Here is a 12,772-nt window from a genome sequence, read left to right on the forward strand (position 1 = left end):
ATCCCGCGTGATCATCGACGCCCACGCCCACGTCTGGCCCGACCGGATCGCCGAGATCGCCCTGTCGGCCAACCGCCTGCCTGATCTGCGCGCCCGGGGCGACGGCACGGTCGGCGGACTGACGGCCGACATGGCCGCCAGCGGAGTGGAGATCAGCTGCTGCCTGGGCATCGCCAACGAGGCCCGGCACGTCGACTCCGTGAACCGGTTCGTCGCCGGCCTGACGTCCGACGCCCGCTTCGGCTTCGGGACCGTCCACGTCGGCCTGTCGGTCGAGGAGAACCTCGCCAGCCTGAGGCGCCACGGCATCCGCGCCGTGAAGATCCACCCGCTGTTCCAGGGGTTCGCCCTCGACGACCGACGGCTCTGGGAGATCTTCGAGGCGATGGGGGAGGAGTTCGCCGTCATCACCCACGTCGGCGAGGGCGGCTCGCCCGAGGCCAACCGGCTGTCCAGCCCCGCGATGATCCGCGACATCGCGGCCCGGTTCCCCGGACTACGGCTGATGGCCTGCCACTTCGGTGGCTACAAGATCCTCGACGACGCCGAGGAGATGCTCGCCGGCGCCGACGTCGTGCTCGAGACCAGCTGGCCGCCCAGCCTCGCCACGCTGCGTCCCGAGCGGGTCCGCGACCTGATCCGCAAGCACGGCGCCGAGCGCATCGTCTTCGGCTCCGACTGGCCGATGACCAGTCCGGCGGAGGAGATCCGCGCGATCGACGGGCTCGGGCTGAGCGACGACGAGACGAAGAAGGTCCTCGGCGGCACGCTCGCCCGGGTGCTGGGGCTCGACTCGCCCTGGGCCTGAGGACACGTGCGCGGAGGTCCTCAGGCGCCGTTGCCCCACACGATGGGGGCGGCGAGCACGTCGGGGAACTTCCGCTCGGCGTACTTCAGGTACTGCTGGACGTGGTCGGCCATCGCCTCCGCGGACCGGGCCGGATCCCGCTCGGCGATGGCCTCGTAGATGCTCAGGTGGGCCTTGTGGACCGCTGCCCGGCGTACCTCGGGGTAGTCGATGCCGATGGCGGAGCCGTCGAGGATGCCCAGCAGCGCGTCGACCAGGTAGCCGAACATCGCGTTGCCCGAGCCGTGCGCGATGACGTCGTGGAAGCGCTTGTTCTCCTCCAGGAACACCGACTGGTCGTCGAGGTGTGCGTGCATCGTGTCCACACTGAGCTTCAGGCCGGCGAGCTGCTCCTCCGACATCCGCTCGGCCGCGAGCTGGGCCATCATCGGCTCGAGGCCGCCCCGTGCCTCGGCGATGGTGCGGAACGGCGCGTTGGCGAACTGCAGCAGCAGGGTCAGCGAGGTGGCCAGGCTGGTGGAGTCCGGGTGCTGCACGACGGGACCCCCGCCGGGGCCCGGCTTGAGCGAGATGACCCCCTGGAGCTCGAGGAAGCGCAGCGACTCCCGCAGCGTCCCGCGCCCGACCTCGTACTCCTCGAGCATGATCCGCTCGGGCGGCAGGCGGTCGCCGACGGTGTTGCCCCGCCGGTTGATGTCGCCGACGATGCGCTGCGCGAGCAGCATCGCCGTCTTCTGGGGACGCATCGGAGCCGTGGTCATGGGTTCACCTCTGTGGTCGCCGTGGCCGGCGTGCCGGAGCTCGGCGGGTAGGGCTGAATCATAGTCAGGGATTGGGAGCCTCGTCGCGGAACCGCTGCCGCGACGGCGAGCCGCCGCACGGCCGCGACGATCTCGGAGCGCGCCGCCCGCGCGCCTGCCGACGCAGCCGTGAAACGCAGGAAGCCGTGGCACAGGTCGGCGTGCCGGTCCACCGTCACCTGGACGCCGGCGCCGTCGAGTGCGGCGGCGAAGGAGGCACCCTCGTCGTGGAGCGGGTCGTGACCGGCGAGGACGAGGTGGGTCGGCGGCAGGTCGCCGACGTGCTCGGCGCGGAGCGGCGCGAGGTCCGGTGTCGGCTCCGGCCGCGCATGCCCGGAGACGTAGTGGGTGAAGAACCAGCGCATGTCGGCCGCGCCGATGGGGAACGCGGTGGCCCGCGTGCGGTACGACGGCGTGCTGTCGGGCAGGTCGAGGACGGGGTAGACGAGGAGGAGGAAGGAGGGGGCGCTCGTCGCGCGCAGGGCGAGCGCCGCGGCCAGGTTGCCGCCCGCGCTGTCCCCGCCCAGGCCGAGCGGGCCGTCGTACGCCGACGCCGCCCACGTCCATGCGGCGGCGAGGTCGTCCAGGGCGGCAGGGAACGGGTGCTCGGGCGCGAGGCGGTAGTCCACGCTCACCACCCGCACGCCCGCGTCGCGGGCCACGAAGCGGCACAGCTCGTCGGCGTAGTCGAGGTCGCCGGTCACCCAGCCGCCGCCGTGCGCGTAGACGAGGGTCCCGGACGGCGTGCCGGGCGGCTCGTAGATGCGGACCGGGACCGGGCGACCGTCGCCCGGGGGCAGGTCGGTCACCGGACCTGCCGGTCCGTCGACACACAGCCGGTTGCCCGCGACGACACGCTGGCGGGCCTCGGCGGGGGTGAGGTCGACCATGGGCACGTTGCCCGCCGCGGCGTCCCGGAGTGCCGCGAGGCCCGGCTCCAGGTCAGCCACCGACCACCCCGGCGACGCGGAGCTCCGCCAGCTCGTCGGCCGACAGACCGAGATCGGTCAGCACCTGGGTGGTGTGCTCGCCGACGGCCGGGACGCCGTCGTAGGACGGCCCGTCGTAGGAGCGCAGGTGGAGGATCGGGCCGGGGACCAGCGCGTCCGGACCGAGGGGGCTGCCGGTGAGAGCGGTGAGGGTGCGCTGGGCGAAGTGCGGATCGGCGACGATGTCGCTGGAGTCGTTGACGGCGGCGGCCACCACCTCGTACTTGTCGAGGATGGCGAGCACCTCGTCGCGGGGGCGCTGCCCGACCCACTCGACGACGATCTGCTGCAGCGACTCGTTGTTGGCCATCCGGGCGACGTTGGTGGCGTAGCGCTCGTCCGTCTGCAGGTCGATGCGGTCCATGGCCTCGAACAGCCGCATCGCGATCGCCTGGTTCGAGCCGGCGATCGAGAGCCAGCCGCCGTCGCCGGCCTGGTAGATCCCGCGCGGTGACGCGGCGCCGGACGCGTTCCCGTGGCGCTGCATGATCTCGCCCGACGCCGTGTAGTTGAGGACGGCGTCGCCGAGGATGAACATCAGTGGCTCGTAGAGCGCGACGTCGACCTCGCTGCCCTCGCCGGTGCGGCCCCGGTCGAAGAGCGCCATCGCGGTCCCGTAGGCCGCGGAGATGCCGGCGATGGAGTCGGCGAAGCCGAACGGGGGCGCGGTCGGCGGCGTGTGCGGCCAGCCGTTGAGGAAGGCGTAGCCGCTCGCGGTCTCCGCGACCGTGCCGAAGCCCGGGCGCTCGCGGTACGGCCCGGTCTGGCCGAACCCGCTGACCCGGGTCATGACGAGGCCCGGGTTGACGGCGTGCAGGGCGTCGTACGACAGGCCCCATGCCTCCATCCGGCCCGGCCGGAAGTTCTCGATCAGCACGTCCGCCTCGGCCACGAGGCGCTGGAGCAGGTCGCGACCCTCCGGGCGGCGCATGTCGATCCCGACCGATCGCTTGCCGCTGTTGAGACGCGCGAAGCCGATCGCGGTGCCGTCGTGGGCCGGTTGCCACTGGCGGGCGAAGTCGCCGTGCGTCGGGTCCTCGATCTTGATCACCTCGGCACCGAAGTCGCGCAGCATCCGGCCGGCGGTCGGGGCGGCGTACATGGAGCCGGCCTCGATCACCCGTACTCCGTGGAGGGGCCCGTGGGTCGTCGTCATCGTCGTCGTCCTTCGGTCAGCTGAGGGTGAACCCGGTGTAGTCGTCGGCGGCGACCTGGTCGCAGATGTCGCGGTAGTGCCCGACGCCGCCGAGGTAGAGCGCGAACACCCGGGGCTTGCCCGGGACGTTGGCGCCGAGGTACCACGAGTTGCCCTTCATGAAGAGCGTGGGCGCCGCGACGTCGTACACCTCCTGCGTCCAGCGGTCCTGCGCCTCGACGCTCACCTCGGCGGTCGTGATGCCGTTCTTGTACTGGTACTGGATGAAGTCGGTGATCCACTCGACGTGCTGCTCGATGGAGATCAGCACGTTGCTGATCACCGAGGGGCTGCCGGCACCGGCGACCACGTAGAGGTTCGGGAAGCCGTGGGTGCCGATGCCGAGGAAGGTCCGCGGGCCGTCGGCCCAGGCCTCGGGGAGGGTGGCGCCGCCGATGCCACGGATGTCGATCGCGAACAGCGGCCCGGTGAGCGCGTCGAAGCCGGTGGCGAGGACGAGGACGTCGAGCTCGTGCCGCACGCCGCTGGCGAGGACGACCTCGTCGCCCTCGACCCGGACGATCGGATCGGCGGCGACGTCGACCAGCGAGACGTTCTCCCGGTTGAAGGTCGTGTAGTAGTCGATCTCCAGGACCAGCCGCTTCGAGCCGAAGGGATAGCCCTTCGGGCACAGCCTCTCGGCCGTCTCCGGGTCGTGCACGATCTCGCGGATGCGCTCCTTGACGAAGTCGCCCGCCTTCTCCGCGGCCCGCTCGTCGGTCCGGAAGTCCCGGTACGCCGCGAGGATGTCGGGACCGCCCTTGTCCCAGTGGCCGCGGAAGGTCTCCTCGAGCGCGGCCGGGTCGACGTCGTGCGCCGACTCCGTGCCGATGCGGCGGTGGGTTCCTCCGGGATGGTGGCGCGCGATCTCGCGGTACTCCTGGAAGCGCGACTTCAGGTCGGCGACGTAGGCCGGGTCGAGGCCGTGGTTGCGCGCGGGGATGGCGTAGTGGGCGGTGCGCTGGAACACCGAGAGGTGGGCGGCCTGCCGGGCGATCTGGGGGACCGTCTGGACGCCGGACGAGCCGGTCCCGATGACCCCGACCCGCTTCCCGCTGAGCTCCACGCCGCTGCGGGGCCAGTCGCCGGTGTGGGCGAGGACGCCCGCGAAGCCGGCGATGCCCTCGATGGCCGGCAGCTGCGGCTTGGACAGCTGGCCGCTGGCCATGATCACGTGGCGGGCGACCAGGGTGTCACCGCGGTCGGTGGCCACGCGCCAGTGGGCGGCGTCCTGGTCCCAGTGCAGCTCGGTCACCCGGGTGTCGAAGGTGATGCCGGGGCGCAGGTCGAGCCGGTCGGCGACGAAGTTGATGTAGCGCAGGATCTCCGGCTGGGCCGGGTAGCGCTCGGTCCAGGTCCACTCCTGGACGATGCGGTCGTCGAACGAGTAGCAGTAGTCGACGCTCTCGATGTCGCAGCGGGCGCCCGGGTAGCGGTTGCGGTACCAGACGCCGCCGAGGTCGTCGTCGGCCTCGATGACGTGCACCGTGCGCCCGAGGGTGCGCAGGCGGTGGAGGCTGTAGAGGCCGGAGAAGCCGGCGCCGACGACCAGGACGTCGAGCTCGGCTGGGGGTGTGGCGCGCAAGGTGGGTCCTCTCCCTAATCAATGCTCATGAATATTAGCATTGCGGTGAGTGGTGTCACAAGGTGCGGGCCGGCGCCCCTGATCTGTGACGGAGGTTACCCCAGATCTAGAATTATGGTAGTAACCATCCCTATGAATAGAACCGCACGGCTCGCCCTCGGGCCGATCGCTCTCGTCCTGGCGGCCACCGGCCTCGCGGCCGTGCCACTGCTGGCCGGCGCCGAGCCCCCGGCCGAGCCCCCGGCCGCGGAGCCCTGCGCGGCCGCCCGGCTCTCCGGCCTCGAGGTGGTCGGTGCGGAGGTCACCGGAGTCGACGCCGTCGCCAACAGCAGCGGTGCGACGCGGCTGACGCCACCCCTGGACTCGGCAGCTCCGGACCTGCCCTTCTGCGAGGTGCAGCTCACTCTCACCCACGGCGTCGAGGGCGGGTTCGGCCCCGACCAGGCCCACGTGTGGCTCTGGCTGCCCGACGCCTGGAACGGCCGCCTCCAGGCCGTCGGCGGCGGTGGGACCCGCGCCACGAACGGCCCGGGTGCCATGGCGCCCGCGCTGGCGGACGGCTACGCCGTCGTCGCGAGCGACTCCGGCGTGCCCGACGCGCGTCAGCCGAACATCTTCCTGACACCCGAGGAGGACTTCGACTGGCAGCTCTTCGAGAACTGGACCTATCGCGGGGTCCGCGACGCGACCGTACTGGCGCAGGCGGCCGTCGCGAGGTACTACGGCGAGCCGGCGGCGTACTCCTACTGGAACGGCTGCTCCAACGGCGGGCGGCAGGGCATGGCCATGGCTCAGCGCTTCCCCGACCTCTTCGACGGTGTGCTGGCCGCCGCGCCTGCGCTCTACGGCGCGGACCGGCTCAACATGACGATGTCCTGGCCCGCCGTCGTGCAGAACGAGCGGCTGGGCGGGCTCCTCCCGGCCTGCAAGCTCGCCGCGATGCGGGACGCCGTGCTCGCCGCGTGCGACGGCGGCGACGGACTCGGCGACGGTCTGATCAGCCGGCCCGAGCGGTGCGACTACCGTGCCGCGCTCGACTCCGTGGTCGGCGCCAAGCTCCCGTGCGGGAAGGTGAAGAAGGCCGACGTGGCCGCCGCGGTGGAGATCTTCCGGGGGCCGCACGAGCCGGACGGGCGAGCCGTCTGGTACGGCCACACGCCCGGCGTCGACCTGACCGGCGGAGTCGTGCGCGTCCCGCCGAGCTTCGCCCTGCAGAACTTCGCGTTCGCGGACCTCTCCTACGACTGGCGCCAGGTCTCGACGCGGGACCTGGTGACGACCGTTCGGGCGCGCCTGCAGGGACGTCTGGAGCTGCTCGCCACCGCCGACCCCGCGCTCGACACCTTCGCCGAGACGGGCGGCAAGGTGCTGATGTGGCACGGCCTGGCCGACGGACTGTTCCCCGCCGACCAGTCGATCCACTACTACGAGGAGGTGCGCACGCTGTCCGGTGCCGCCACGGACGACTTCCTCCGGCTCTTCCTCGCCCCGGGGGTCGACCACTGCCGTGGCGGTGCGGGTCCGCAGCCCGTGGACCCGTTCGAGGCGCTGGTGCGCTGGGTCGAGGACGGCGAGGCGCCCGAGACACTGCCGGCCAGCGGGCCGGCACCGGACGGAGGGACCCGGGACCGCGGGCTGTGCCCCTATCCGCAGGTGCAGGTCTACCGGGGCGGAGACCCGGACCTCGCCGCTTCGTTCGCCTGCGCGGACGCCTGAGCCGGCCGCCGTCCGGGACCGGCTGCCGGTCCCGGACGGCTCGGCCGCACATCACCGCATCCATCCGCTGCCGGCTGGCGAGCCCATCGACGGGCCCGCCCGGGCGGCGGATTCAACGCGCCTGCCCGCCGTTGATGTCTCCGACATCTGTCGTTGCACCGGATCACTGCCCTCGACGGCTGTCAGTTGTATCGGCCGGTGCCGCCTTGGAGAGTTTGTTGCGTGGGTCACCCTGCACGAACTAGTGAAAGGAACCTGGATGTCGCTTCCAGATCCGACCGCCCAGGACATTCGCGGCACCGAGGACTTCGCCCGAGTCGAGCACTTCTTCGCGTCGGTGCATGCTCCGGCATTCGGTGAGATCAGCAATGCCGACTCTCCGTCGGCATCCCCGGACGGGGAGGCGATCGCCTTCGCCGGGGAGGTGCTCACGGCGCTCGAGGGGCGGACGCGGACCCGGCTGTGCGTCGCAGACCCCGATGGAGCGCGGTTGCTCACCGACAACGACGCCGACGAGAGACACCCCCGGTTCTCCCCGGACGGGCGAGTGATCGCCTTCACCTCGGACCGAGCCGTCGCGGCCGTGCAGCAGTTGGAGCTCCTCGATGTGACGAGCGGGAAGCTGTGGCAGACGCCGCCTGTCGACGGCACGGTGGAGTACCTGCACTGGTCTCCGGGTGGTGATCGGATCCTGCTCGGCGTAGCCGGCCTGGGCGCCGACAAGTCCGGAGGCGAGGGCTCGGGTGGCATCGCCCAGGGCGCGGCAGCTCCGGAGGCGGATGCGGACTGGCTGCCGCACGTCGATGCGGGGGCAGCCGACGACCAGTGGCGTAGCGCCTGGGTCTACGACATCGAGCAGGCCAGTGTCGAGCGGGTATCGCCGGAGCGCCTCAACGTGTGGGAGGCAGTCTGGTGCGGTCCGGACGCCCTTCTCGTCGTCGCGAGCCCTACCCCCGACGAAGGTGCCTGGTACACGGCTGAACTCCAGCGCCTCGACCTGTCCACCGGCCATCTGGAGAAGCTCTACAGCACCGACCGTCAGCTGGGATGGCCCGCTGCGAGCCCATCGGGCGACCGGGTCGGCGTGGTCCGCGCTGTCTGCTCCGACCGGTGGGTGGTCGCCGGCGACGTCGTGCTCCTCGGCGAGGACGGCCCCTCCTCGGTGGACACGCTCGGCGTGGATGTCACCCACCTGCAGTGGCTCGACGACGTCCGCCTCGCCTTCGTGGGCGTGCGGGGCTTGGACTCGGTCGTCGGAGTGCATGACACCGCAAGCGGACGGACGGCCGAACTATGGTCGAGCGACACGACCATCGGCTCGAGATACCCGTCGGCGTCCTTCCGCGAAGACGGGTCGGCGGCTGTCGTCCACCACGGCTACGACGTCTATCCCGAGCTGGCGTGGCTGCGTGACGGGAAGACGCAGGTCGTCGCGAGTCTGCGCCATCGTGGAGCCGATCGCCGCGTCGAGGTCGCTGGGTCCGCCGAGCCCGTCACCTGGCTGGCCGGCGACGGTTGGGAGATCCAGGGCATCCTCTGCACGCCCGACGGTCCAGGTCCCCACCCGCTCCTGGTGAACATCCATGGCGGCCCCGTGTGGGCCTACCGCAACAGCTGGGCCATCGGCGGTGCACTCACGCCGCTCCTCGTGAGCCGTGGGTACGCGGTGCTTCATCCGAACCCGCGGGGAAGTGGTGGTCGTGGCCAGGAGTTCGCCGAAGCGGTCTTCGGGGACATGGGCGGGGCGGATACCCACGACTTCCTCAGTGGGATCGACCACCTGGTCGATCGTGGGCTGGTCGATCCCGAGCGCGTCGGTGTCTTCGGCGGCAGCTACGGCGGCTTCATGTCCTCGTGGCTCGTCACGCAGGCCCCGGAGCGGTTCGCGGCAGCGGTGCCCGTCGCGCCGGTCACCAACTGGTACTCCCAGCACCACACATCCAACATCCCGTACTTCGACCAGATCTTCCTCAACGCCGACCCGCACGCGGCCGGTGGCCTCTACCACGACCGGAGCCCGGTGATGTTCGCCGACGGAGTCCGGGCTCCGGTTCTTCAGATCACCGGGCTCGAAGACCGATGCACGCCACCGACGCAGGCGACGGAGTTCCACAACGCCCTGCTGAGCGCCGGTGTGACCTCAGTCTGTGTCTCGTACCCAGGAGAAGGCCACGGGATCAGGACATTTCCTGCCGTCATCGATTTCGGCACTCGAGTCGTCGACTGGTTCGAGCGTCATATGCCCGCTCAGAGCTCTCCTGAGGAGGGATGAGATGTACCGCCGCATCCTGATGGTGCTCGTTCTCGGCGTCGGACTCGGCCTCACCGCGTGTGGCTCGGAGGGTGGCGCGTCCTCCCGAGACTCCACCCTCAGGTGGGCGATATCGAGCGCACCCCGCAGTCTCGACACCGCTCACGCGTTCGACGGCACCTCGGTGAACGTGATCAACGAACTGCTGGAGCCGCTGGTCGTCGTCGACCCCCAAGGACAACTCGAACCCAAGCTCGCATCGTCCTGGCGCCAGACCGACGCGGTGACCTACGTCTACACGCTCCGTGACGACGTGACCTTCTGGGACGGCTCGCCCCTCACCGCCGAGGACGTCGTCTTCTCGATCGAGCGCCATCGCGACCCTGCTGTGGCGTCTGAGTATGGGACCTATGTGAAGGACATCGCATCGGTCACCGCGACGGGCGAGCTGGAAGTGACGTTCACACTGAAGACGGCGGTGCCGGAGTTCAAGTACCTGGTTGCTCTCTTCTCGCACACCGTCAAGAAGAGCTTCGCCGAGGAGCACGCCGAGGATCTCGGCGACAGCAAGACGCTCACCATGGGGACCGGGCCCTACCAGGCAACCACGTTCTCTGCTGACGGCGTTGAAGTGACGCGCAATGACGAGTACTGGGGCGAGCCCCCGACCTGGGAGGCGATCAGATTCGACGTCATCCCGGACGCGGATACGCTCCACCTGGCCGTCGACGGCGGCGAGGTCGATGGCACGTTCAACGTTCCTCTGACCTCCTCCCGCAACTGGGACACGCTCAGCGACACCTCGGTTCACTACGTGGACGCCCCCATCTCGACGGTTCTGTCGATGGACACCACCGCCCCACCGTGGAACGACGTGCACCTCAGACGTGCCGTGGCTCATGCGATCGACCGTGAGTCGATCGTCGCGACGGTGTTCGGCGGGCACGGCAGGGTCTCGCAGTCGATCATCGATCCGTCCCTGTGGAGCTTCCTCGGACCTGACGTGGAGGACTTCGAGACGACGTTCGACGGCGTGAGGGCCTACGAGTACGACCTGGACAAGGCACGGGCGGAGCTGGCCCAGTCGGCGCACCCGGACGGAATCTCGTTCACCGTGACGTATCCCTCGGGGCGGGCGAGTGTCGGCAAGCCGCTGCAGGTCATGGCCGCGAGTCTCAAGGAGGTGGGCATCACGCTCACTCCGAAGGAGGTCCCCGCCAGCGAGTGGATCGGCTACATCTACGCACACCAGGACCTCGGTGCGCAGATCCTCGCCGTCGCGGCCGACTATCCCGATCCTGGAGTCGCACGCCTCCTGCTCGGCAAGGAGAACGCGGTCCCCAATGCGTTCAATGTCGCGAACTTCACCTCCCCCGAGCTCGAGGACCTGCTGGCGCAGGAGAGAAGCGCGGACACGGGCACCCGGGTCGACGCGATGCATCAGATCGCGAAGATCGCAGCGGAAGAGGTGCCCTATGTGCCGCTCTTCTTCCTCGACTCCACGCTCGCGCTGGGCAAGGACCTCCGGTATGCGGGGGACTTCAGCTATTGGACGCCGCTGCTCGACGAATGGGCCAATCGTGTCCAGGTGAGGAAGTGAGGCTCGCCCTCTGGCTGGGCGGCCGGCTCGCCGGGATCGCGTTGACCCTGCTGATCGTCTCCATCCTGGTGTTCGGCATCCTCTATGTGACACCAGGCAGCGCGGAGCAGGTGCTGTTGGGGACGCGGCCGAGCTCGCCGGAGACCCTGGCGGCGATCAGGGAGCGCTATCACCTCGACGAATCGGTGGGATCGCAGTACGTCCACTGGTTGTCGAGCGCGGTCCGGCTGGACCTGGGCGAGTCGGTCCGGTCCGGCCAGGACATCTCGACGATGCTGTCCGAGCGGATGCCCGTCACGTTGTTCCTTGCGGCCTATGCTGCTCTGATCGCTGGGGTCGTCGGCATCCCCGCCGGCTTGGTTGCGGGAATCCGGTCGGGAACCCTGACCGATCGGGCGATCACCGTGGCGACAACCATCTGCGTCAGTGCTCCGTCGTTCGTCGTGGGCTTCCTGTTGCTGTACGCCTTCGGAGTGGCACTCGACTGGTTCCCCAACTACGGCACGGGGGGCGGTCTCGTGGATCGTGCCTGGCATCTCACGCTTCCCGCGGTCGCCTTGGCGCTGGCACCGATGGCGATCTTGGCGCGGCAGACCAGGGCTTCCGCCTTGAAGGTCTACCACCAGGACTTCACGACCTTCGCTCGCGCTCGGGGTCTGCCACGTCGCGTGGTGCTCGGACGGTACGCCTTGCGGAACAGTTCGCTGCCCGTCGTCACCACGGCCGGGTTGGTCGTGGGCTACTTCCTCACGGGAACCGTGTTGGTCGAGCAGGTTTTCGCTGTTCCGGGGATAGGCACGCTGATGATCGAGTCCGTATCGACCAAGGATGTGCTCGTCGTGCAGATGCTGGCGTTGGTGATCGCGCTGTTCATGCTGTCGGCCAACCTCCTGGCGGACCTCGGCCATCTTGCGTTGGACCCGCGTGTTCGCAAGGGCGTGCTCGGATGATGCCCCCCGAGGCTCCGGAGCATGACGCCTCCGCCGTCGGGTCGCGGAGCGCCCGATGGGGTGTTTTGGTGCCCGTGTGCGTGGCGGTGACCGGCGTCGTCGTGGTCCTTGCGGTGCTCGGTGGTTGGCTGGCGCCGCAAGACCCCGACCACCAGAACCTGCTGTCACCCGCTGCGGGGCCCTCGTCCGAACACTGGCTGGGCACCGATGATCTCGGTAGAGACATCTTCTCGCGGATCCTGACGGGCACGCGCAGTGCCGTGGTCGGCCCGATCGTCGCAGCGATCGGCGTCACGATCATCGGATTGCTGCTGGGCCTGCTGGCCGGCTTCCACGGCGGACGGCTCGAGGCCGTGATCATGCGCATCGTCGACCTCGTCTATGCCATGCCGGCTCTCCTGGTCATCATCGTCTTGATCGGTCTGTTCAGCGGCGGCTACTGGGCTGCGGTCGGTGTGCTCGTCCTCCTGGCGACGCCCGGAACGACGCGGATCCTGCGGGCGGCCGTGCTCGCCCAACGCGGCCTGCCGTACGTCGAAGCGGCGCGGACCGTGGGAGTCAGCAATCGTCGGCTGATCTTCGTCCATGTGGCACCCAATGTCCTCCCCACGGTGGTCACGAGCTTCCTGCTGGAGTTCGTCGGCGCGTTGGTCGCGTTGTCCGCGTTGTCGTTCCTCGGCCTCGGTGTGCCGCCGGGGTCACCCGACTGGGGTCGCATGCTCGCGGAGAATCGCGGTCTCCTCGAGCTGAACCCGTGGGCGGTGCTGGCACCGGCGCTGATGCTGATGGTCACAGCGACCGCGGTGACCGTGCTCGGGGACTGGCTCTACGAGCGATTCGAGAAGGCGCGAACCTCCAATGATTGAGAGTGCACAGAG

General features: G+C 69.8%; 10 protein-coding genes. 6 read left to right on the forward strand and 4 right to left on the reverse strand.

Annotation, left to right across the window (positions count from 1 at the left end; all coding sequences use genetic code 11):
• The first annotated feature begins 7 nt into the window (after positions 1-7).
• A complete protein-coding gene (locus KVF89_RS27550; protein ID WP_257430335.1) occupies positions 8-808 on the forward strand; it encodes an amidohydrolase family protein in 801 nt (266 codons plus the stop codon).
• Between the two features lie 20 nt (positions 809-828).
• On the opposite strand, the gene KVF89_RS27555 is transcribed toward KVF89_RS27550, so the two are convergent.
• The 4 genes from KVF89_RS27555 to KVF89_RS27570 are packed head-to-tail and all read right to left on the reverse strand — an operon-like array spanning position 829 to position 5,377.
• Positions 829-1,569 carry a FadR/GntR family transcriptional regulator gene (locus tag KVF89_RS27555; protein ID WP_257430336.1) on the reverse strand — a complete coding sequence of 247 codons (741 nt, stop codon included), beginning with the start codon at positions 1,567-1,569 and terminating at the stop codon, positions 829-831.
• Positions 1,566-2,558 (reverse strand): alpha/beta hydrolase, encoded by a 993-nt coding sequence (locus KVF89_RS27560; RefSeq protein ID WP_257430337.1) that lies wholly within the window; start codon positions 2,556-2,558, stop codon positions 1,566-1,568. The genes KVF89_RS27555 and KVF89_RS27560 overlap by 4 nt, the downstream gene beginning before the upstream one ends.
• On the reverse strand, positions 2,551-3,753 hold the full coding sequence (locus tag KVF89_RS27565) for a CaiB/BaiF CoA transferase family protein (protein WP_257430338.1): 1,203 nt from the start codon (positions 3,751-3,753) through the stop codon (positions 2,551-2,553). Before KVF89_RS27565 ends, KVF89_RS27560 begins: the two co-directional genes overlap by 8 nt.
• Before the next feature lie 16 nt (positions 3,754-3,769).
• Entirely contained in the window at positions 3,770-5,377 is a 1,608-nt protein-coding gene (locus tag KVF89_RS27570) for a flavin-containing monooxygenase (protein ID WP_257430339.1), read from the reverse strand.
• A 132-nt stretch (positions 5,378-5,509) separates the two neighbouring features.
• Here KVF89_RS27570 and KVF89_RS27575 point away from each other — a divergent pair, with 132 nt between their 5' ends.
• The 5 genes from KVF89_RS27575 (at position 5,510) to KVF89_RS27595 (ending at position 12,760) form a co-directional block, all read left to right on the forward strand.
• Positions 5,510-7,093, forward strand: a complete 1,584-nt coding sequence (locus tag KVF89_RS27575; protein WP_257430340.1) for a tannase/feruloyl esterase family alpha/beta hydrolase — start codon at positions 5,510-5,512, stop codon at positions 7,091-7,093.
• Positions 7,094-7,352: 259 nt separating this feature from the next.
• Entirely contained in the window at positions 7,353-9,365 is a 2,013-nt protein-coding gene (locus tag KVF89_RS27580; RefSeq protein ID WP_257430341.1) for a S9 family peptidase, read from the forward strand.
• Between the two features lie 19 nt (positions 9,366-9,384).
• Entirely contained in the window at positions 9,385-10,944 is a 1,560-nt protein-coding gene (locus KVF89_RS27585) for an ABC transporter substrate-binding protein (RefSeq protein ID WP_257430864.1), read from the forward strand.
• A complete protein-coding gene (locus KVF89_RS27590) occupies positions 10,941-11,894 on the forward strand; it encodes an ABC transporter permease (protein ID WP_257430342.1) in 954 nt (317 codons plus the stop codon). The genes KVF89_RS27585 and KVF89_RS27590 overlap by 4 nt, the downstream gene beginning before the upstream one ends.
• 80 nt (positions 11,895-11,974) lie before the next feature.
• A complete protein-coding gene (locus KVF89_RS27595) occupies positions 11,975-12,760 on the forward strand; it encodes an ABC transporter permease (RefSeq protein ID WP_257430343.1) in 786 nt (261 codons plus the stop codon).
• Positions 12,761-12,772: the final 12 nt, after the last annotated feature.

Origin of the sequence: Nocardioides carbamazepini (assembly GCF_024614185.1) — a bacterium.
GTDB lineage: Bacteria > Actinomycetota > Actinomycetes > Propionibacteriales > Nocardioidaceae > Nocardioides > Nocardioides carbamazepini.

Coding starts and splice junctions, on each gene's coding strand:
- KVF89_RS27580 (WP_257430341.1), top strand. CDS start 7,353: ATGTCGCTTCCAGATCCGACCGCCCAGGACATTCGCGGCACCGAGGAC.
- KVF89_RS27565 (WP_257430338.1), bottom strand. CDS start 3,753: ATGACGACGACCCACGGGCCCCTCCACGGAGTACGGGTGATCGAGGCC.
- KVF89_RS27555 (WP_257430336.1), bottom strand. CDS start 1,569: ATGACCACGGCTCCGATGCGTCCCCAGAAGACGGCGATGCTGCTCGCG.
- KVF89_RS27585 (WP_257430864.1), top strand. CDS start 9,385: ATGGTGCTCGTTCTCGGCGTCGGACTCGGCCTCACCGCGTGTGGCTCG.
- KVF89_RS27575 (WP_257430340.1), top strand. CDS start 5,510: ATGAATAGAACCGCACGGCTCGCCCTCGGGCCGATCGCTCTCGTCCTG.